The organism is Streptomyces sp. NPDC059456 (assembly GCF_042750055.1).
Taxonomy (GTDB): domain Bacteria; phylum Actinomycetota; class Actinomycetes; order Streptomycetales; family Streptomycetaceae; genus Streptomyces.
On record NZ_JBHYVA010001054.1, the window covers coordinates 1 to 1,785 of the forward strand.

Here is a 1,785-nt window from a genome sequence, read left to right on the forward strand (position 1 = left end):
CCCGGCTCCGCCGCCGCCGGCGACGGCGCCACCCCACCCCCCGGAGGCACGCATGAGCGGTCGTCGGCGTCTGGACTGGCTCGGGCTCACCCCCGAACCGGAGCGGGAACTGCCCACGGCGGTCGCCGCCCTGCGCGCCCCGTTCCCGGCTCCGCCGTCACCCCCGCCCGAGGCCCCGCCCGAGGCCCCGGCCGGGGAACCGGCAACAGGGGCCCCGGCCACCGGGGAACCGGCCACCGCGGAACGGGCAGCCGCCGAGCGGCGGCGCGTGGAGCGCCTCGTCCTGCGGGGCAGCCGGCACGGCTGGCTCCGCTACCTGGCCGAGGTCACCGAGCTGGTGACCTCCGTGGCCGAGGGCTCACGACCGGGCGACCGGGCGGCCGCCCTGCTCGCCGCCGAGGTGGTCCTCGACCACCACCGCATGCTCATCGGCCTCCCGGGCGCCGGGTACGGCCGCACCGCGCAGGACCGTACCGCGCTCGAGAACGCCGTACGCACCCTGCGGACCCCCGACCGGACAGGAGGCGGCCGATGACCGCGATCCGACTCCCGACGGCGCAGCCGCCGGACTCCGTATTCGGTGTGCGACCGGACGTGACGGAGAGCGCCGGAGCGTACCGCGCCACCGGCGGCTACCGGAGCGCCGTCGGCCCCGACGAACTGCTGCACCACCTCGACGACTGCGGCCTGCGGGGCCGTGGCGGAGCCGGATTCCCGGCCGCCGTCAAACTGCGAGCCGTCCGGGAGGCCGGCATGCGGGCGGGGGCCGTCCGGGCGGGCGCCGTTCGGGAGGGCGCCGTCCGGGAGGGCGGCAGCGTCCCGGTCGTGGTCGCCAACGGCGAGGAGGGCGAGCCGGGTTCCGTCAAGGACCGCTGGCTGCTCCGGGCCCGGCCCCACCTCGTGCTCGACGGCCTCGCCCACGCCGCGGCGATGACCGGGGCCGCACGCGGCTACGTCTACCTCTCCGACCCGGAGGCGGGCGCCCGCGTACGCAGGGCCCTCGCCGAGCACCCGCCGCCCCTGCCCATCGAGGTCGTCGAGACGGCCCGCACCTACGTGGCCGGCGAAGAGAGCGCGGTCGTGCGCAGGATCGACGGCGGCCCCGCCCTGCCCACCGCCAAACCGCCCCGCCCCTTCGAGCGCGGCGTCGGCGGCGCGCCCACCCTGGTCTCCAACGTCGAGACGCTCGCCCGGATCGCCCTGACCGCCGCCCGGCCCGGACTGCGGCTGCGGATCGCCCGCTCCACCCTGGTGACGCTGTCCGGCGGCAGCGGCACCCCGCTGCTCACCGAGATCCCGTACGGGGTCCCCCTGCGCACGCTGGCAGCCGCCCACGGAACCCCGGATGCGGCCGGCGCCCTGATGGGCGGCCTGTTCGGGGGACTCCTCGACGCCCGCGGCCTGGACCTCCCCCTCGAACCCGGCGCGCTCGCCGCGGCGGGCACCGCACTGGGCTGCGGGGCGATCCGCCTCCTCGCCCCCGGCAGCTGCCCGGTGACCGCCGCCGCCGAAGCCGTCGGCCACCTCGCCGCCGAGAGCGCACGGCAGTGCGGGGTCTGCGTGACGGGTACGGCAGCGGTCCACGACGCCCTCAGGGCCCTCGCCGCGGGCACCGCCGGGCCGCAGACCGTGGCGAACCTGACCCGGTGGTCGCGGGCCCTGCCCGGCCGCGGCGCCGGCGGGCGGCGCGGTGCCCCCGCGGGCGCCGCCGCGCGCCGGCGGGGCGGCGCCGGACCGGCTCCCGTACCCACCGGGGGCGCCACCCGGCGCCACTGGATCGAGATC

At 79.2% G+C, this 1,785-nt stretch carries 2 protein-coding genes; both read left to right on the plus strand.

The window, feature by feature from the left end:
- The first annotated feature begins 52 nt into the window (after nucleotides 1–52).
- The gene (locus ACFXA3_RS42080; protein WP_385196730.1) at nucleotides 53–535 is read left to right on the plus strand and encodes a hypothetical protein; all 483 of its coding nucleotides are present in this window, start codon (nucleotides 53–55) and stop codon (nucleotides 533–535) included.
- Nucleotides 532–1,785 (plus strand): NADH-ubiquinone oxidoreductase-F iron-sulfur binding region domain-containing protein (locus ACFXA3_RS42085; protein WP_385196733.1); only part of this gene is annotated, 1,254 nt, incomplete at its 3' end. The genes ACFXA3_RS42080 and ACFXA3_RS42085, both read left to right, overlap by 4 nt.

Coding starts and splice junctions, on each gene's coding strand:
- ACFXA3_RS42080 (WP_385196730.1), top strand. CDS start 53: ATGAGCGGTCGTCGGCGTCTGGACTGGCTCGGGCTCACCCCCGAACCG.